The organism is Crocosphaera sp. (genome assembly GCF_030064895.1).
In the GTDB taxonomy this organism is placed as follows: Bacteria; Cyanobacteriota; Cyanobacteriia; order Cyanobacteriales; family Microcystaceae; genus Crocosphaera.
This window is the reverse complement of record NZ_JASJEB010000066.1, coordinates 1-19,721: the sequence shown is the minus strand read 5'-3', so window position 1 is coordinate 19,721 and position 19,721 is coordinate 1. Positions and strand designations below refer to the sequence as shown.

Annotated in this window: 17 protein-coding genes; 6 read left to right on the top strand and 11 right to left on the bottom strand. The window is 36.2% G+C overall.

The features are described 5' to 3' along the window. Positions 1 to 405: 405 nt before the first annotated feature. From QNJ66_RS15450 to QNJ66_RS15440, 3 genes are all read left to right on the top strand, one after another. Entirely contained in the window at positions 406 to 2,811 is a 2,406-nt protein-coding gene (locus tag QNJ66_RS15450) for a GH116 family glycosyl hydrolase (protein WP_300508439.1), read from the top strand. Positions 2,812 to 2,884: 73 nt separating this feature from the next. Beyond that, a complete protein-coding gene (locus tag QNJ66_RS15445) occupies positions 2,885 to 4,192 on the top strand; it encodes a P-loop NTPase fold protein (RefSeq protein ID WP_300508437.1) in 1,308 nt (435 codons plus the stop codon). A 13-nt stretch (positions 4,193 to 4,205) separates the two neighbouring features. After that, the gene (locus tag QNJ66_RS15440) at positions 4,206 to 5,774 is read left to right on the top strand and encodes a tetratricopeptide repeat protein (RefSeq protein ID WP_300508436.1); all 1,569 of its coding nucleotides are present in this window, start codon (positions 4,206 to 4,208) and stop codon (positions 5,772 to 5,774) included. A 153-nt stretch (positions 5,775 to 5,927) separates the two neighbouring features. Here the strand turns inward: QNJ66_RS15440 and QNJ66_RS15435 are convergent, their stop codons facing one another. Next, the gene (locus QNJ66_RS15435; RefSeq protein WP_300508434.1) at positions 5,928 to 6,065 is read right to left on the bottom strand and encodes a type II toxin-antitoxin system HicB family antitoxin; all 138 of its coding nucleotides are present in this window, start codon (positions 6,063 to 6,065) and stop codon (positions 5,928 to 5,930) included. Positions 6,066 to 6,369: 304 nt separating this feature from the next. Between QNJ66_RS15435 and QNJ66_RS15430 the strand changes: the two genes are divergently transcribed. Next, complete coding sequence (locus tag QNJ66_RS15430) at positions 6,370 to 7,023, top strand: Uma2 family endonuclease (protein ID WP_300508432.1); 654 nt, start codon at positions 6,370 to 6,372, stop codon at positions 7,021 to 7,023. Between the two features lie 193 nt (positions 7,024 to 7,216). Here QNJ66_RS15430 and QNJ66_RS15425 read toward each other — a convergent pair whose 3' ends face one another. From QNJ66_RS15425 to QNJ66_RS15390, 8 genes are all read right to left on the bottom strand, one after another. Next, on the bottom strand, positions 7,217 to 7,654 hold the full coding sequence (locus QNJ66_RS15425; RefSeq protein WP_300508430.1) for an MAPEG family protein: 438 nt from the start codon (positions 7,652 to 7,654) through the stop codon (positions 7,217 to 7,219). Positions 7,655 to 8,070: 416 nt separating this feature from the next. Then, a complete protein-coding gene (gene htpG, locus QNJ66_RS15420) occupies positions 8,071 to 10,065 on the bottom strand; it encodes a molecular chaperone HtpG (protein ID WP_300508429.1) in 1,995 nt (664 codons plus the stop codon). Positions 10,066 to 10,307: 242 nt separating this feature from the next. Continuing rightward, positions 10,308 to 10,739 carry a hypothetical protein gene (locus QNJ66_RS15415; RefSeq protein ID WP_300508459.1) on the bottom strand — a complete coding sequence of 144 codons (432 nt, stop codon included), beginning with the start codon at positions 10,737 to 10,739 and terminating at the stop codon, positions 10,308 to 10,310. A 75-nt stretch (positions 10,740 to 10,814) separates the two neighbouring features. After that, on the bottom strand, positions 10,815 to 11,810 hold the full coding sequence (locus QNJ66_RS15410) for a vitamin K epoxide reductase family protein (RefSeq protein WP_300508427.1): 996 nt from the start codon (positions 11,808 to 11,810) through the stop codon (positions 10,815 to 10,817). A gap of 48 nt (positions 11,811 to 11,858) precedes the next feature. Beyond that, entirely contained in the window at positions 11,859 to 12,707 is an 849-nt protein-coding gene (gene btpA, locus QNJ66_RS15405) for a photosystem I biogenesis protein BtpA (protein WP_300508425.1), read from the bottom strand. Between the two features lie 215 nt (positions 12,708 to 12,922). Beyond that, positions 12,923 to 13,855 (bottom strand): SDR family oxidoreductase, encoded by a 933-nt coding sequence (locus tag QNJ66_RS15400; protein WP_300508423.1) that lies wholly within the window; start codon positions 13,853 to 13,855, stop codon positions 12,923 to 12,925. After that, entirely contained in the window at positions 13,852 to 14,622 is a 771-nt protein-coding gene (locus QNJ66_RS15395) for an ABC transporter ATP-binding protein (protein WP_300508421.1), read from the bottom strand. The genes QNJ66_RS15400 and QNJ66_RS15395 overlap by 4 nt, the downstream gene beginning before the upstream one ends. Before the next feature lie 7 nt (positions 14,623 to 14,629). After that, the gene (locus QNJ66_RS15390; RefSeq protein WP_300508419.1) at positions 14,630 to 15,436 is read right to left on the bottom strand and encodes an ABC transporter permease; all 807 of its coding nucleotides are present in this window, start codon (positions 15,434 to 15,436) and stop codon (positions 14,630 to 14,632) included. A 168-nt stretch (positions 15,437 to 15,604) separates the two neighbouring features. On the opposite strand from QNJ66_RS15390, the gene QNJ66_RS15385 reads away from it, so the two are divergent. Together QNJ66_RS15385 and QNJ66_RS15380 are read left to right on the top strand one after the other, a co-directional pair. Then, positions 15,605 to 15,799: a DUF2862 domain-containing protein gene (locus QNJ66_RS15385; RefSeq protein WP_300508417.1), complete on the top strand. Its 195-nt coding sequence runs from the start codon at positions 15,605 to 15,607 to the stop codon at positions 15,797 to 15,799. A gap of 92 nt (positions 15,800 to 15,891) precedes the next feature. Next, positions 15,892 to 16,977, top strand: a complete 1,086-nt coding sequence (locus tag QNJ66_RS15380) for an ArsA family ATPase (RefSeq protein WP_300508415.1) — start codon at positions 15,892 to 15,894, stop codon at positions 16,975 to 16,977. A 105-nt stretch (positions 16,978 to 17,082) separates the two neighbouring features. Here QNJ66_RS15380 and QNJ66_RS15375 read toward each other — a convergent pair whose 3' ends face one another. Next, positions 17,083 to 18,255, bottom strand: coding sequence for a restriction endonuclease (locus QNJ66_RS15375; protein ID WP_300508413.1), 1,173 nt, complete (start codon positions 18,253 to 18,255; stop codon positions 17,083 to 17,085). 204 nt (positions 18,256 to 18,459) lie between these two features. After that, a partial coding sequence (locus QNJ66_RS15370; protein WP_300508411.1) for an AAA family ATPase occupies positions 18,460 to 19,721 on the bottom strand: 1,262 nt, incomplete at its 5' end.

Sequence of the window (19,721 nt, the reverse complement as noted above, 5' to 3'; positions counted from 1 at the left end):
TCAATTGAAGTTACAAACATTGAATATTCCTATTGTAGGGGTCAACGGCCGTTGACCCCTACAGAAATGTTTAGCCACAATTTAGGAAATTAGTATTAGTTCTAAATTTAATAGACTAAAAAAATTGATACTATTTCTCGTATTAATAAGGGTTTTCAAGAAACAATCTAGAGGTTGTCAGAGTCAGGGGTTTTTGACCTCTAAAAAATGTGTAGCCTAAACTTAGTTATTTTGAGCATTTGTGACCTGAGTTCGATATAAGAAAATTTATAGACAACCTGTCAAAATTAAGATTCTTAAACCCTAATTATCTCATGGAAAACACTCCAACTCCGAACTCCGAACTCCGAACTCCGAACTCAGGTTTGTGAACTGTTTTGACCGTTATATCCTAAAATTGATGCCATGAAGACTTTATTTTCCCTCCCTAACATCCCTTCTTGTGCTTGGAAACGTCTCATCGGTCAAGGATGGGATAACCCTTATACAGTACGCTATGCTAGTAATTTAGATGACGGCCCCTGGCACGGAATGCCTCTCGGTGGGTTTGGTGCCGGTTGTATTGGGCGATCGCCTCGTGGTGATTTTAACCTTTGGCATTTAGATGGGGGTGAACATATTTTTAAGAGTATTCCATCTTGTCAGTTTAGTATTTTTGAACAATTAGAAGATGGTACAGCGCAAGCTTATGCGTTAGCAACGGAACCCCCAGAGGATAAAACCCTATCCCGTTGGTCTTGGTATCCGAGGGAAAAGGGAACTTACTCTGCACTTTATCCCTGTAGTTGGTATCAGTATGAGGGGGTTTTTAATGCAGAGATTTATTGTGAGCAGTTTTCTCCTATTATTCCTGATAACTATCAGGAAACTAGTTATCCTATTGGGGTATTTGAATGGACGGTAAAAAACCCGACGGATAAACCTATTACTATGAGTATTATGCTGACTTGGCAAAATATTGTGGGTTGGTTTACTAATGCTATTAAATCTCCTGAAATTACAGTTAGAGATGATGGTAGTCCAGAGTACGAATATCAACCGACATGGGGTCATAGTACGGGGAATTTTAATCAGTGGATACAAGATAATTTTCGGGTGGGTTTTATTCTTAATAGATTACAGCCCCATGAACAGGTACAAGAGGGAGAGGGACAGATTTGTATTGCCAGTGTTACTAATCCTAGTGTAGAGGTTTTTTATCTGGGTAAATGGAATCCTAATGGAGATGGTTCTGAGGTTTGGGACTATTTTGCTATGGATGGATCTTTACCAGATAAAGAGGATGAAACACCGGCAGAACCTGGGGAACAAATAGCTGCTGCTATGGCGATACGTTTTACTGTTAAACCAGGAAGAGTTAAGAAGATTCCTTTTATTTTAGCTTGGGATTTACCTGTAACAGAGTTTGCTCTAGGAGTACAATATTATCGTCGTTATACTGACTTTTTTGGTCGCAATGGTAACAACGGTTGGGCAATGGTAAGAACTGCTTTAAAACATTCTGATGTTTGGCGAGATAAAGTAGAGGAATGGCATAATTCTATCTTAAATAAGGATAATTTACCTGACTGGTTAAAGATGGCTTTGTTCAATGAATTATATTTATTGACGGATGGTGGAAGTCTTTGGACAGCAGCATCTGAGACTGATCCAGTAGGACAGTTTGGTGTTTTAGAATGTTTAGATTATTGTTGGTATGAAAGTTTAGATGTAAGATTATATGGATCATTTGGGTTATTAATGTTATGGCCTCGTTTAGAAAAGGCAGTTATGGAAGCTTTTGCACGGGCAATTCCTAGTAGTGACGATACTATTAGAATTATTGGTTATAATCAAGCTGAAGGGTTACGAAAAGTTAAAGGTGCAACGCCTCATGATTTAGGTGCGCCTAATGAACATCCTTGGGAGAAAACAAACTATACAAGTTATCAAGATTGTAATCTTTGGAAAGATTTAGGAAGTGATTTTGTTTTACAAGTTTATCGAGATTTTCTGTTAACTGGTTCCGATGATATTGAATTTTTATGGGAATGTTGGTCTGCGATTCCAGAAACGTTAAATTATCTCAAAGAATTTGATTTAGATAATGATGGTATTCCCGAAAATTCTGGCGCACCAGATCAGACGTTTGATGACTGGAAATTAAGTGGAGTTAGTGCTTATTGTGGGGCGTTATGGATCGCAGGTTTAGAAGCAGCAATTAAGATTGGAAAAATATTGTTAGAAAATCCTCCGAATAATCCACAATTAGAACCCGAAAATTATCCCAAATCTATCGAAAAAGAACTAGATAAATATAATAATTGGTTACAACAATCTCGTGCAATTTATCACTCTACATTATGGAATGGAGAATACTATAAATTAGACAGTAAAAGCGGTTCCGATGTAGTTATGGCGGATCAATTATGTGGTCAATTTTATGCCCGTTTATTGGGTTTACCCGATGTAGTTGAGTCTGAATATACCCTATCAGCTTTGAACAAGGTTTATGAAGCTTGTTTCTTGAACTTTCAAAACGGAAAATATGGGGCAGCAAACGGGATGAAACCAGATGGTACACCAGAAGATCCTAACTCAACTCATCCCCAAGAAGTGTGGACAGGAATTAATTTTGGTATAGCTTCATTTCTAATACAAATGGGGATGAAAGATGAAGCACTAAAATTAACCGAAACAGTGGTTAAACAAGTGTATGAAAATGGCTTACAGTTCCGTACACCTGAAGCAATAACAGCAGTAGGAACCTATCGCGCTTGTCATTATTTAAGAGCTATGGCCATCTGGGGAGTTTATTATCAGTTAAAATAATATTGTGGGGTGGGTAATGCCCACCTTAACTGAATTTGAATTATAATCGAAATAGTGTCTAATTTATTCAATTATGGCAACCAGTAATCTATTAGAAGCGTTTCGCAAAACTTATAGAAATTTACAACTTCAACCATTAATTACCCCTGAAGAATTAGCTAATTTTAGGGTTGAATATGGTACTCGCATGAGGGCAGAATTAGAACAAGTTATTGAAGATTGTTCTTATAATAATAACAAGGTGATTTTTGGGGGTCATAGAGGGTGTGGTAAATCAACATTATTAGCTGATTTTGGTCGTCGTATTCGTGATCGTTATTTCGTTGTTTTTTTCTCCATTGCTGACATGATAGAAATGTCGGATATTAATCATATTAATATTTTGTTTGCCATCGCAGTACAAATGATGGATCAAGCAGAGAAAAAAAATATTACTATAAAAGAGTCTATCCGCAATAATTTTTATGAGTGGTTTGCAACAAAAACAAGAACTAATATTGAGGAATTTAAAAGCGAAGGTAATCTAGGTGTTAACTTATTAGAATGGATCAAATTATCATTAAAAACTAATTCAACAGTTAGAGATGAGATAAAAGAAGAATTTAAACAAAAATTGTCTGATTTGATTGCTCGTATTAATGAGATAGCTAGTGTTATTCAAGATGCTACGAATCAAGATATTTTAGTGATTATTGATGATCTAGACAAACTTGATTTACCTATTATTCGTGCTATTTATTACGATCATGTTAAGGTATTGATGCAGCCTAGCTTTCGTATTATTTATACCGTTCCCATTGCAGCAATGCGAGAAATTAGTTTAAGACGAACCTTGGAAACTGAAACCAGTAATCAAGTCAAATTTATGCACGTCTCTAAGTTTTTTAAGCAGGGAGAAAATAGAAATCCTGATGCTGTTCCTAATGAAAAAGAAGTTGATATTTTTAGAAAATTATTACTTAAAAGAATTGCTAGTGATTTAATTGAAAATGATATATTAGAGCAAATTATTTTAAAAAGTGGAGGTGTTTTAAGGGAAGCTATCCGTATTATGAATCAATGTTGTACTGAATGTTTATTATTGGTTCGCATGGAACCAGAGAATAAAGACATTAAAATTAATCAAGAAGTTTTAGAGCAAGCTTTGAATAATTTACGAAATGATTTTGCAGATCCTTTATCAAATTCTCATTACCGAATATTAACAACAATCTATAAAACGTTTACCCCTGATAATAAGGATGATGAAGAAAGACAGAAATTTCTTGATCTTTTGCATTTTCTCTATGTTTTAGAATATCGTAATTCTGATTCATGGTACGATGTTCATCCTATTGTTATTGATTTATTGAATCGCAAAGGTTACCTATTAGAATCATAAATGTTAATAAATTATGTCCCTAGAAAATCCTTTAAAACTAAGCAAAGAAAACAATCTTAATTACCAAGGTTTATTAAGTCTTGTTGAAGCAAGCGAAAACACTTTAAGTATATTAATTGCTGTTTGTGATGATAGAAGATTACGGGATAAAATTATAGAAGCTTGCGAAAAAGAATTATTACCTAATATTGCCAGTTATCATACTCGTCTCGACCAAAATGAACCCAGTTTAAGAGCAGCTATTTATAAAATTGTTCAATCAGAAGAATTCAAAAAAAATCAAAAACATACTCTTTTAACTATCACAGGGGCAGAAGATTTATTATTTATTCGGAATAACGATGAAAAATCACAACAAGAGAAATTTTTTGGTTATTTACAATGGACAAGGGAAGGGTTAAGAGAATTTCCTTATCCCATTGTTTTGTGGGTGACTAATCAAATTTTAGTTAATTTAAGTCGAAAAGCACCAGATTTTTGGAGTTGGAGAAAAGGAGTATTTCATTTTATTCCTGAACCTTCTTTAACTCCTGTTTTTCCACCAGATAATAGAGTTATTTCTGATGATTATTTGAAAGAAGATTATTCAGACTCTTTATCTTTGGAAGATTTGGAAGAACTTATTATCAGTACAGAAAACAAGAGAGGCAAACATGATCCTAATTTGGTTACCCTTTATAATCGTTTAGGGGATGTTTATTTTAATCGTATTAGAAGCGGTGAAGCAGTTAATTTTCCTGATGAAAAAGAAAAAGCATTACGTTGTTATTATCAAGCATTAGATATTTCTAGAGAAATTGGAGATAGACAAGGAGAAGGGAATTCTTTAAACAATTTAGGTATTATTTATAACTATTTAGCAAAATATCAAGAAGCAATAGAACACCATCAACAATCTTTAGCTATCTTTAAAGAAATAGGAGATAGATACAGTGAAGCATCTTCCTATAATAATTTGGGGAATGCTTATTCTTCCCTGGGACAATATCAACAAGCGATAGAACACCATCAACAGTCTTTAGCTATCACTAGAGAAGTAGGCGATGGCAAGGGTGAAGCATCTTCCTATAATAATTTGGGGAATGCTTATTCTTCCCTGGGACAATATCAACAAGCAATAGAATACTATCAAGAGTCTTTAGCTATCACTAGAGAAGTAGGCGATAGCAAGGGTGAAGGTTCTTCCTATATAGGTTTGGGGAATGCTTACTATTCCCTGGGACAATATCAACAAGCGATAGAATACTATCAACAGTCTTTAGCTATCAAAAGAGAAATAGGCGATCGCAAGGGTGAAGCATCTTCCTATGGTAATTTGGGGAATGTTTACGATTCCCTGGGACAATATGAACAAGCGATAGAATACTATCAACAGTCTTTAGCTATCACTAGAGAAATAGGTGATCGCAATGGTGAAGCTAATACTTGGTTTAATTTAGGTTTATCCTTGAAAAATCTTCAACGCAATGAAGAGGCCAAAGAATCCTTTCTTAATGCCCGTCAATTGTATCAAGATATGCGACTCAATAAAAATGTTGAAGATTGCGACAATGAAATTAATGCTTTAGTTTCTGAGAATTAATGATCAAACTATGTTGACGGATAACGTTACACGTCAAAATGATGATTATAATGTTGCACCCTGAGATAAGAATTTTTGTTTGTTGATAGAAATAGGAATTTGCTGCTGTTTCTCCTGATAATCTTCTTTAACCATTTCCCAAGTAACCTTTAATTATTCTAACGCTTCTTGAGGACTGTCCCCAAACGCAGAAATATTCGGTAATGCTTGAAAATGCGCTAACCAGTCGCCTTGTTCATCAACATATAAATTAATAACAAAACCATCAAAATCGTAATTTTCTAGAGACATTATTCCTCCTCCTGATATTTAATCAATCATTAAACGTGATCAACATTGACGGATAACGTTACACTCACATCTTGCACCAAGCTGAAAAATTACACAAAACCGAGTTTTTTAGGGCTGAAACCCTATTAAATTCGTTGCCATTTAGGTCAAAATCGGGTTTTCAATGTCAGGTGCAAGATGTGAGTTACACGTCAAAGTAATAATTCTAATATTGCACCGTGAGATAACGATCTTTGCTTAACTTGACAGTACCCACTCGCAAGCTAAGATTAAAGTAGTCAAATCAATAATTCTCCTCTTATGTATGACGGTAACGACCTATAAATGGACAATTGAGAAATGGCACGAACTGGTTAACTCTGGGGTGCTAGACGGACAAAAAGTAGAATTATTAGAGCAGAATATAGTTCATAAGAGTCCAGAAGGGATTGAACATAGTTATACTACCGAAAATGTAGTTATTTACCTGCGAAATTTATTGTCAAATTTAGCTCACGTCAAAGAATCCCACCCCATCACCTTAGATAACTCCGAACCGGAACCAGATATAGCGATAGTGAGACTCCCAGAAACTATTTATCGCAATCATCATCCCTACGCTGAAGATATTTACTGGTTAATCGAAATATCCCAAAGAACTCTCAAGAAAGACTTAGAACAAAAAAGCTTTACTTATGCGCGTAATAGTATCCCCGAATATTGGGTAATTGATTTACAAAATAAACAAGTAATCGTTCATACCCAACCCAGGGATAATATAGCAATAGACAGGCTAGTTAGGACACATAAATTATATTTTAAGGGAACAGGGAACAGGGAACAGGGAACAGAAAAATGTCCTAATAGCTTTGGCGACTGCTATAAATACTTACAAGTAGTTACCTATCAATCTGGAGTTATCTCACCCTTAGCTTTTCCCGAGATTGAAATTGCTTTGCAAAAATTGTTGCTGTTTTAAGTTCTTTCTCAACTAAGATAAATGGTTGAACGTGATAAATATTCACCAAACATCTTTCATCTTTCATCTTTCATCTTTCATTTTGGTTTCAACCCTCTTCCTTTAGGGAGAAAGAAGTTTGGGAGAGGTTTCAAACCTACTTCCAAACGAATGATAAATGATAAATGATAAATGAAATGACCCTAACCGAATTTCAGCTAATGAGTTGATACGCGCTTCGTAAAATCATAACCCACAAGAAAATAGACGAGAGTATATATATCCAAAAACGAGCAAGAACGATATTGACAGTACAGTGTATAACGCTATGAACAACTCTAAATATAAAGAACCCGTATGCACAATAAATGTCTACCATATCCACTGTACTAGACCAAGCCAAATATAGACAAACTGCATAGAAAAGAACCGGAAGTTCAAAAAGATTTTTGAGATTATTAGCAGGATAAGTTATCTGTTCGGGAATGATTTGATTTAATTTTTCTGGGGTTGATAACATACTCGGTTCGGGGTTGTTAGCAAAAATCCAAGATAACCGGCGAATATACATATATATCCATACCAGAAAAGTAAGGATCATTACTCCAAAAAATGGGATAAATATTTGTACTGTTTCGATTCTTGTTTCCATCTTTATACCTCCAGAATATAGCGTTTCTTGGACTCATGAGGTACACCTAACATCTAACTCCGAACCCCGAACTCCGAACTCCGAACTCCTAAAACTAGAAAACTGTGTACCTCACAAGTATGAGAATTGCTCTAGTTTCATTTTAGATTCATTATATTAACAAGATAGATAGAAAACTAGATACGATCTAAAAATACGTTACAAACTTAAAGAAGATTCTTCATTTCCTCAGAATGACAACAAAAAAGAATAAGGTGGACATTTTCCACCCTACTTTTAGAAATTATTAATTCCTCAATCTGAGTTCGATAATAAGGAAATTTGTAGAAAACTGACTTAAATCATAAGTCTAAAACCCCCATTCTAGGGTCAAAAAAATCATAACTCCGAACTCCGAACTCCGAATTCCGAACTCACTATTTTGTCAAACGAGTTAACACTTGATTGGAGCGTTCAACAAAAGACTTCATCCCCTCACCATCAAGTCCTTTTTGAGCAATTAAAGCTAAATCATAGATATGTTGACACAACATTTTAGCCATTTCTGCGGAAGGTGAATCACCCCCTGCTTGGATAATACTTCCCTGACTTAACTGATAGATATTCTCTATCAAAGGATGGGTAGTATTAATCACAAAAACGTGTTCATCAGGGAAGTCCATAACCTGTTGTTGAGAGGCCGCCATCATCTCACGTAAACGTCTCATTGCTTCCGGTAATAATACCATCGCAGGAGGTGTACTTTCGGGAGTATCTGACTTTAATGCTTGGGTTTTGATGTTGACTTTAGAGTTATTTAAAGCCTTCTCAAAAATTTCCTTAATTTGATCGCTACGGGTTTTATTTGTATTTGGATCAACAATTTCATCCGCTTTATCTTGTTGAACTAAGGTATCATCTAACTCCGCATCAACACGGGAAAATTTAACCTCAGAATACTCTTGTTCCAGAAAAGGAATAAAGTAATTTGTGTCAATGTAAGAGTCCATAAATAGGATCTCTAACCCCTGATTTTTGTAGAGTTCTACATAAGTCGCTTGAGTGTCAGTATCCGTACAATAAAAGACCCGATTTTCATGACGTTCCTTGTTACGTTCTAGATAAGCTGGTAAGGTAGTATAACCTTCATTTTCGTAACTAAATTTCTCCTCACTTTCGCCTTTCGGAGTAACATCTTCCCAAAGATCACCTTCCCCTTCTACTTGAACTTGTGGGGTTTCAGGAGCAGATTTTGCAGCTACTTTATCTGCTTTATAAGTGGTTTTGTAGATAAGAATATCCTCAACTTGCTTCTTGAACTTCTCATCTTTCAAAGAACCATATTTAATAAAAGTTCCCACATCTTGCCAACATTTAATATACTCTTCCGGAGTATCCTCATAGATAGATTTCAGGCGAGAAGCTATCTTTTTGGCGATATGATTAGCAATACTGCGAACAGTCCGATGATTAGTTAAAGCACTTCGAGAAACATTTAAAGGAATATCAGGACTATCAATAACCCCCCGTAAAGGCATTAAAAAATCTGGGATAATTTCCTCACAATGATCATTAACAAAAACCTGATTACAGAACAGTTTAATATGTCCCTGAGACACATCAACATCTGGCCTTAATTTAGGAAAGTATAAAATCCCGTTTAAAAGATAAGGATAATCCGTATTTAAATGTACCCACAATAAAGGATCTTCTTGGAAAGGATAAAGATAACGATAAAACTCCAAATAGTCCTCATCCGTTAAATTTTGTGCTGATTCTTTCCAGAGTGCTTTTTGTCGGTTAATTGTTTCGTTTTCAAACTTAATAGGAACGGGAACAAAATCAGAATAAGTCTTCACTAAATGACGAATTCTTTCGGGTTCCAAATATTCCTGTTCCTCGTCCATTAAAGTCAGAGTAATAGTTGTTCCAATTTGAGTTTTAGAAGATTCAGTTAACTCAAACTCAGGGGAACCATCACAAGTCCAATGAATCGCTTGTGATCCTTCCTTATAGGATAAAGTATCAATTTCTACCTGTTTAGCTACCATAAAAGCAGAATAGAAACCTAAACCAAAATGACCGATCAAATCATTGGCCGTTTTTTGATATTTTTTGACAAATTCTTCTGCACTAGAAAACGCCACTTGATTGATGTATTTTTTAATCTCATCAACCGTCATTCCAATACCATTATCATAGATAGAAAGAGTTTTCTTACTTGTATCAACCGTAATGGTAATTTCTGGTTCAGGAACATCCCCTGATAGTTCCCCTGCTAAAGAAGCCATTTTTAGCTTAGAAATAGCATCCACTGCATTAGAAATTAATTCCCGTAAGAAGATTTCATGATCGGTGTAGAGAGACTTCTTAATAATGGGAAAAATATTCTCAGTATGAATGGTAATATTACCTTTTTCTAGTACCGTCATCGCTTTTCCTTGTTGTTAATATTGTAGTCGAATCAATAACCCATAGTTTTAAGTTTTAACTATGCTATGAGTTAACACTAACTATTATCATAATTGATCTGATGTCCCCTCATCAAGTTTAAGCTAATACATATTTAAAAGACGTATTAATAAATTAGAAAATAAACCCTAAAAAAATATCCCCGTCTCCCCGTCTCCCAGTCCCCTCGTCCCATTATCTCCCCGTCAATCAAAATTACAGCTTATCCCTTCCATTTAATAGCTTTCATTGTACTCTCCAGTTGTTCAATTAAACTATCTAAACTCATTTGTTTTTCATCAAAACAAAGAGAAGGAGACGACTCACATTGATAATAAATTAACTTAATTTGACCTTGATTAATAGCAATCATGGCCACTTCTTCGTTATAGTTATAATTTTCAATGATTCCTAAAATTTCTTGAATTTTTCCTTCAACATTGCGATTCAATTCTTCAAGAGATTGACGGGAACAGCGAATAAAATGGGCTTCCGGTTCTAAATCAATCCCTAATACATCCTGAGCATTTTCCCATTCATTTTTTAAACCCCAAGCTAAGGCAGCTAAATCTTCTTTATTTTCTGTTACAAAACGGTCTAATTCATATCGCCATTTATTTTCTAAATTATCTGGAATAGACTCACCAAATTGCATAATTTTTTTCACCTCAAATTATTCTCAAAAAATCCATGATCGGGGTTTAATATTATTAAACCCCTCGCCCCATAATTAACGTCCACGAATGGTATATTTCCAGTCATTTTGACCTGTATAACCAGACTCTTGAGCTAACGTTTCAGGCTCTTGCGCCCCTGATAATTGTTTTCCATTAATATCCCAACTAGGATAGGATCTAACTCCAGCAGCTTGACAAAGATCCGGTTGCGGATTTTTTCCACTGGGATCACACTCAATGTAAGTAATTTCTTGAACCGCTTCTTGACCCAAAACTTGTTTTTGCTCGAAACAATGGGGACACCAGAACGCCCCGTACATTTTCGCCTCAACGGAGGTTAAATGTTTAGCCAATTCAACTTCAGAAGGGCCTGACTCGGTACTTACTTCCCAACCATAAGGGGGTTTAGGTTGTGTATCAATTTCTGGGATGAAAATGCGGCCATCAGCAGTGCTGTCTGGGGGTGGTTGGTTAAGATGAGCATAAACTCCCAGAGTTGCTACTAACGTAATCATAGCCACCACAATGGGGATAAAGAAAAGTTGACCCACTTCGTCCCATTCTCGGCCAAAAATACTTAAGCCCATTAAACTCAGAGAAAAGACCGCCGAACCGATACAATAGTAACAAACCGATTGTAATTCCGTGGCTAGAATATACATCAAATAACCACTAAATACAGCCATAGAAGTCCCCCCGGCTAAGAGGAACAACCAAGTCCATTCATCAACTTGTTTTCTAAAGCTTTTTTTACCTTCTTGCTGAATGAATAAAGGTCCTAAAGAAGCAACAGACATACTGCCATAAGCCAAAAAACCAAACAAACTTAATGGCAAGCCAAACACTGTGGCGTAGGGACTGTCCAGGACATTTTTGCAGCCGGTGGCCGCTGCTTCCACGTCACCAGCACCACAAGCCACCTCTCCCCCAGTCAGTCTAGTAATGGTAAGATAGGCAGTTAAAATTGCCCCAGCAATAGCGATCGCCCCAATTATATGACGGGATCGACGATGAATCCAAGGAACCGAACGTCTACTAATACGACTCATAATCCTTCTTTTCTTTAATAATCAATTATTCCTGATTCTAACAAGGGGTTATGACCTCAACTTTAAAGGTTGCTGAGATTTCGTTTTTTCTTTAGATACGCTGATTTCCTTGGCTGCTTCCACAAACTGGGCAACCCTAATAGGATCAACGGTTTCGGTAATTTTTCCTTGGCGTTTCAGGGAACTAGCTACGATCACCCCATCGGCCGCTGTCATCAATTTTCCTATATTATCCCAATCAGCCCCACTGCCGATAAATACAGGGGTTCCTTGGGCTGCCGCCGTGGCCAGTTCCAAATCTTCGAGACTGGGAGGACTTCCTGTAGCCCAACCTGAGAGAATCACCCCATCAGCCAATCCTCGTTCAATAGTATCTTGTACGGCAGTGGTTAAGTTAGGGGTTCCCAGAGGACGGGCGTGTTTAACCAAAACATCGGCTAGGATGGCAACTTCGGCATCTAATTGACGACGATAACGGAGAAGTTTGTGGGCGTTGCCTTCAATCATACCCTGATCCGTCGCCATAATGCCCGTTAAGACGTTTACACGGATAAATTGGGCATTAATGGTCGAAGCGATGGCCATTGCTCCTACAGCGTCATTACGGAGGAGATTGATGCCAACCGGAACCACCACTAAGTTTTTGATGCGATCGACAATCAAAGTCATGGCACTGATGACCACAGGATCGACTGTTTCTTTTGTAAAAGGGGAATCAAAAAAGTTTTCGACAATAATGCCATCAACTCCTCCGGCGGCCAGGGCTGTGGCTTCTTGTTCGGCCCGTTCAATCACTGCGGTTAAACTCCCTCCCCAACGAGGAGACGTGGGTAAGGGAAGAAGATGAACGACACCAATAACTGGGTTGGTCGTGTTGAATATTTGAGTCAAGTCCACGCTTATCTACCTAACGGTCGACTACGGTTGATGCCGTCTGAAATTTTGCTCTAGTTATTTATTGTATCTTATTAGGGGAATGGGGGGAAATTTTTGAGATGGGAGTGTGGGGAGACTGGGAGTGTGGGGAGACTGGGAGACTGGGAGACTGGGAGACCAATTTTAATACTGTTTATAGTTTTCCCGCCTTCTCACATTCTCCCAAATCAAGTGTTTTAGACGTTAGAATATACGCTATTGCGTAGGATTGTATAACCCTTAATTAATTCCCGAATTCCTCGACCTAGAGGCCATTCTGGCTCAAAACCTGTTTTTAGAATACGAGCATTAGAAACAATATAATCCCTTTTGTCGGGATCTTCGCCAATGGGGGCTTCTAAATAGGTGAATTTGGGTAAATATTTTTTGATCTCAGCACACAATTCCAACTTAGATAAATTGGCATCTTCTAACCCCACGTTGTAGGGTTTACCCTTCATGGTTTCAAAATTTTCAATCCCATGAATAAACGCCTTAGCTACATCGCGAATATGAATATAATTCCGCTTAAAGTGTCCTTCAAAAATGACCACAGCCCGATCATAAAAGGCACGGTAAACAAAATCATTAACCAAGAGATCAACGCGCATTCTCGGAGACATTCCAAAGACGGTGGCTAGTCGAAAAGTAATACTATTTTCCCGTTCTAAAACTGCTTTCTCTGCGTCAACTTTAGTGGTTCCATAGAGGGAAATGGGACGTAAAGGGGACTCTTCTGTACAGAATTTGCCAGACTCTCCAATACCATAACCACTATTAGTTACAGGCATTAAAATCCGTTGTTGAGGACTAGCTAAATCGCAAATCATCTTCACTGCTTCGTAGTTAATGGTACGGGTTCCTACCTCATCGCGACTACATAAGGGCGCACCTACTAAAGCAGCTAAAGGGATAATTACATCAGCGTCTTGTAGTAATTCTTTGATTAAAGATTCGTTACGACAGTCCCCACGAACCACATCGAAAGTATCGTATTGACAACAATCAGCCAAACTATTTTGACCGAACATAAAACTGTCTAATACTGTGACTTCATAGCCTTTTGCCAATAAAGTTGGGGTTAAAATTGAGCCAATATAGCCGGCTCCCCCTGTAATTAAAATTTTCATAGATGGTTCTGTAATTCTAGTGTTGAATGTTCTTGAACAGAGAGAAGATAATGATTAATTCCTTCATCGGTATCACCAATAAAACGAATTTTCCCCCGATCTAGCCAAATAACGCGATCGCAAGCTTGTTGAATAAAATCTAACCCGTGGGATACCACTAAAATAGTTGTATTTTGTCCCCAGAGTCTATCCATTCGTTTCTTACATTTGTGTTTAAAGCTTTCATCCCCCACCGATAAGACTTCATCCAAGATTAAAATATCTGGCTCAACGTCGGTGGCGATGGAAAACCCTAAACGGGCGGCCATCCCCGATGAAAGGGATTTTACCGGGGCTAAGGAATAATCTGTTAAATCGGCAAACTCTAGGATGGAAGTAACGCGAGCTTGCATCTCTTGACGAGGGAAGCCTAACATTACTCCATAAAGGATTATATTATCAGTTACGGACAATTCTCCGTCAAATCCGGCCCCCAATTCAATCAAAGGAGCAATTTCTCCCTTAACACGAATTTTCCCGGATGTGGGTTCTAAAATTCCTGTAATCACTTTGAGCAAGGTCGATTTTCCTGACCCATTGGCTCCAATGATTCCGATTTTATCCCCAGCCTGAACCGTCAAATCAATGCGGTCAAGAATCAATTTTCTTGAGGGTTGACGGTATTTCCCTTCTAAAACAGACAAAATTGTTTTCTTTAAATCATAAGAAAACTCCTCTTGGGTTCTACGCCAGAGGGAAACGTTATCGAGTCTAATTGCTTCTACCATTTAACCTTTAAAGCAAATCCATAAAGTTTTTTTGCCAGGAGCGGAAACAGATCCAGCCTAGCACTAAAAGGATGAAACCATTAAAAAATGAATGTAAAATTAAGATTACATCGGGTAAATCACCAGATAAGGATATCTGACGAATACTTTCAATAATAGGAATCAAAGGGTTGAGGAGTAAGAAAGATTGGACCGCAGTGGGAACAATTTCCACCGGATAAAAGACGGGAGAGCTAATCCAAAGAACAAAGCAAACTAGCTCATAAAAATAGGGTAAATCTCTGAAAAACACATACAAGGCACTAACAAAAAAACCAACCCCTGTACAGACAAAACTGAGGGCGATCAAAGGTAATATTAGAGCAATAACATTGAGGGGATTTTTAGAAATAATTAAGGTGACAATGGCCAATAAAGGCAATGGGCCCATAACAAATTGAAAAATGTTGGCCACAATCATCGACACTGGAAAAATAGTTATGGGTAAACGAACTTTATTTAACAAGCCTCCGTTCCCTACCACACTCGCTAGAGCTTGAGTCGTGGAAGCGGAAAAAAAATTGATGACTATTAAGCCAGTAAAGGCGGCTAAAATATAGTTAAAGGTTGAATTATCAAAATATTGTGCAAAGGCTGTGCCAAAAATTGCCGCGTACAACCCGGTCATAATCAGAGGGTTTAATAGTGACCAATACACCCCTAAAAATGAGCCTCGGTACCGTCCTTTTAAGTTTCTTTCTACTAACATTTGCAGCAACTCTAGGTATCGTCTGAGCGACGCTCCCTTAAGGCTCGCTTTTAGGCTAATGGTCATAATAGATTATCAATACCAACAAATTACGAATTTAATGGGGTATTGTATTAAATGTCAGATAGTTTTGTCGAGTTGTTCCCACTTACTTAAGAAAATTTTAACCATTAAGATGGGGCCGAATTCGGCTAAACTAAGGAGTGGTTAACTAATATATTAATAAATTTGGGTATGGATATCGGGCAGAAAGTCAAAGTGATCCGTCTTCGCGATCGCGTCTCTGGACAAGTTGTTGATAAACTTGGCAAGGAAGGTACTATCAAGGACTTTAAAATGACTGATGGTAGTGGAGTTGGGGCAGTTGTTGAGTTTGCTGATAAAACCGCTACTTGGTTTTTTGATGATGAACTCAAAGCGATTGATTAAGGAAGTCGCACTGGTCACTTTATTGGGGGCTTAATATTATTAGGCCCCTACAAGTTTTTGCTAATCACTAAAAAAGATATTTTTGATAACTTATGGCTTTGATTTTAACCTTTTTGGGTAAAGGCGGTACTGGTTGTTCTACTGTGGCCATCGCTACGGCTAAAAAACTGGCAACAACTGGATCTCGTGTCTTGTTCTTGTCTCAAGATTCTAGTCCTGTCTTGAGTTCTTTATTGGGAACCACCCTAGAAGCAGTCCCCACGGAAATTGAGCCTAACTTAAAGGGGATGGCTTTGAAATCTGCACAACTCCTATCACAAAGATGGGAAGATGTCAAGGAATTAGAGGCGAAATATTTGCGATCGCCTACTATAAAAAATGTTTATGGACAGGAGTTGGGGATATTACCGGGAATGGATGGAGCGTTGGCTCTGGATACTTTACGGGAATACGAACAAAGTCAGGAGTATGATGTCATTGTTTATGACGGTGATAGTGCTTTAAATACTCTGAGAATGTTTAGCATTCCAGAAACCATGAGTTGGTATGTACGGCGGTTTCAGAAGGTGTTAACGGAGTCTGATGTGGGTAAAACTTTGGCTCCTTTTGTGCAACCTATTACCAGTGCTATTTTAAATGTTTCTTGGAGTGCGGATGATCTTAAGGATAATCCGACTAATGATATTTTAAAGTCTGGTAAGGCTGCTTTGGCCGATGGCAATAGAGTTGCTGCTTATTTGGTGACAACGGAGGATGAAACTGCGATCGCAGCAGCTAAATATTATTGGGGTGGGGCGCAACAAGTGGGGTTAAGGGTTCGGGGTGTGATTGTTAATCAAGGTCAAGAAACCTCCTTAGCCAAGGAATTTGAACCCTTAAACCTGTCTTCTTTGCCTAAAATGGAGTCGGGGGTATGGCAACCTTTAATGGACGCTTTACCGCAATTTTTAGGGGATTCTCAAGCTCCTAAACCTGTTACCATTGATGTTGCTAATCGTCAAGTTAAGGTGTTTTTGCCTGGATTTGAGAAAAAACAGGTAAAATTAACTCAATATGGACCTGAATTAACTATTGAAGCAGGAGACCAAAGACGTAATATTGAATTACCAGCACCTTTAGCGGGACAATCAGTTAAAGGGGCAAAGTTTCAAAATCATTATTTGATTGTTTCTTTGTAGTCTAATTATATCATTTTGATAACTTTAGGGTGGGCAATACTTACGAAAATGATTGTTAGCAATATCATTATTAAGATTGTCCACGATAACTTATTTTGTGTTAAGTTAATTTAGTGTAATTAATTGTTGTAAGAAGTTGTTTCCTGACACTTCTATATCTTGATCTAAGGCAAAGTTTAAACTACGAATAGATATATTATTTATTTTATCATTAATAGGCTTATTGTTTGTGGGTTCTATAATAATAGCATGATTACAATTTTGTTGAAAAGTATAAGCAATAATTTGCTCAATATCAGATGTTTTGATTTCTTTTTTATATTTTGTATCCATTATATATAAATTTTGGTTTGTATTTTTATTGTAGATAATTAAATCAATTTTGAAACTAAAACTATTATATTTTACATGATGTTGTGTTTTAATTCCTAAGTGTGGAGGAAGATGTTGTGTTAACCATGCTGCAACAAATTTTTCATAGAGTTGATTCATATCAACTAAAAAAGGTAAGCTGTGATAGTTTCCTTTTTCATGACTGGGTATTGTATTTTCTAAGAAAAAGCGACATAGGGAATGTAAACAGTGATAATCTTCATTGAGACGGTTATATTTACGGTTAATACAATCATTTACTGTAAAGGGTGATAGGGTTAGATAACCTTGTAATACGTGATAAACTTTTCTAATTAAAATACGGGTATTTTCTTGACATATTTCTTGACGACTTATTATATATATTGTCCATAGTAAAATTTGGTTATCTTCTATGTCTTGGGTAAAGTTATCGTACTGACAAGTTATTTTAGGTTTCCAGGGATGTTTAATCATGGTTTTGATATTTATTTTTCCCTTGACATAATTTAACTCCCGTGATTGTTTTATATAGGTTGAATAAAGTCCTTTTTGAATGCGCTTTAAGATACGATGAGCAAAAATATTTGCTAAACGGTTATAAAAGTCTGGTAAACTTTCACAAGTCATTAAACCATCTAAAAATTGAAAACTTTTGAGGTTATAAGCATAGTCTAACATCTTAAAAATATTCCTAATAGGCACTTTCGGTTTAATCTGAAAATTCCAGTCATTATTAATAGGAATATAACCGACATATCCTCGAGAAATAATTTCCCATTGATCACCTTCTTTTGTATATTTTAGATTGATTTTGAATTTACTTTTATACTTATCTTTTAACTCATCAATAATCTCTTGTGGAATTTGATCACGGGGAATATTACAAGGTTGATATTCAGTTAATTTTATAGTATTAGTATCCATGTTATATATTTTTCAAGTATCTATGAATATTAATTTAATCGTAGGGTGGGTTAGATGGCTAAAATTTATTTGCTCACAAGTATTTAATTATCCATTGTCACCCACCAAAAGATAACATAAATCATGAGTTACGGCATAATTTTAACCATAGTTTAGTATCAATAATCAAAGTTAGCCTAACCCACCCTAAAAGTTCAATTTATCTTATATATTTTCCCAACGAAATTGCTCAATTTTGTCAGTTTCATCAAAAAAGTATTCTTCTAAATAGGGTTCTATTTCCATTATCCAAATATCTTCGAGATCCTCTGGTAATGTTTCAGTTAGGAAGAAAGAAACACCAATTTCATAATGGCGATCGTTAATAGTTTTATTGAGTTTAATTAAAATGTTGATTAATGATTCAATATCATAGTTTGGGTTATGTTTTTGGTGGTATTTTCTGAGGATGTCATAGTTAGGTTTGATGGGAATAAATGCAAAGCGACGACGCAAAGCATGATCTACTAATGCAATAGAGCGATCGGCAGTATTCATAGTTCCAATTATATAAACATTGTCGGGTATTTTGAACGGTTGATCGCTTCCTGAAAGTCGTATTTCTTCTTCTCTATATTCTAGTAAATACATCAATTCTCCGAACACTTGAGAGAGATTAGTGCGGTTAATTTCATCAATGATTAAAATACAGATACCTTCCTTTTTTTCTGCTTCTTTACAGAACTTTAAAAACCGTCCAGGTATCATAGAATATTCCAGGTTTCCATCAGGTGAAGTTTGGGGACGAATACCTTGTATAAAGTCTTCATAACTATAACTAGGATGAAATTGTATCAATTCATAAAATCCATTTTTTTCACTACTTAAATGTTTAGCAATGTGTTTTGCTAGGTAAGTTTTTCCTGTTCCTGGTGAACCTTGAAAGATAATATGTTTTTTACGTTCTAGGGTTTTTATATATTGGGTTAATTCTTTTTCTTCTAGGTTAGTATCTTCAATAAGCTGCATCATTATATATTGTTTTTTTTGTTTATTTTCCAATAGGAATGAAGTATTTTCAATTTTTTTGATTCTATATAACCAATCACAAAAGTAGTAACAAAGTTCACTATCAGATAAAAATGGTATACTAGACAAATTTTTAGAGTATTTCAGCATTGTAATTATTTTTTGACTTAAAGAATTAATAGATGGATAATCACTAAGAGATAGATTGTAGGAACTTTCTGATAAGTAATTAATTAATTTTAGAGAAGTTGGAATAACAATGAAAAATTTTTGGCGATTTAAAGCATTTAAGATTCGAGTAACTAAACAGAGAGGAATACTTTTAAATAAATCGTAGCTTAGATATTTATTACAAATATTTTGCAAATTATCAGGCCATATTAACAACTCACGAATAAAATTATATACTTTTTCCGCTAATATATTCCATTGTTCCTTATCATTAGTAAAAGTTGGAT